The sequence below is a fragment of the Bartonella sp. AP58NXGY genome, from assembly GCF_042195785.1.
Classification (GTDB): domain Bacteria; phylum Pseudomonadota; class Alphaproteobacteria; order Rhizobiales; family Rhizobiaceae; genus Bartonella.
The window spans coordinates 1-235 of sequence record NZ_JBHIOY010000392.1; the positions used below are offsets into that span (position 1 = coordinate 1).

General features: G+C 37.4%; 1 pseudogene. It reads left to right on the plus strand.

Features of this window, described 5'->3' with window-relative positions:
* Nucleotides 1-235 (plus strand): annotated as a pseudogene (locus ACFINC_RS11625) (coproporphyrinogen III oxidase); the annotation flags it as partial.

Below are 235 nucleotides of genomic sequence, written 5' to 3' on the forward strand. Positions count from 1 at the left end.
ACGGTCGTTTTATTGAGAACATACCAAATCATTCTACCTCCTTTTCAAAAACATCTTTATCACACATTGAAAACTATGAACGTTATGTCACTATCAATGAAAAGAATCCCGAACAGTGGCTTGAATTAGTCGAAAAAACAGGGCATGGTTGTATTGAAACAGAACGATTAACTCTTCAGCAACAGGCAAATGAAATGCTCCTTATGGGATTACGCCTTTGTGAAGGCTTGGAACT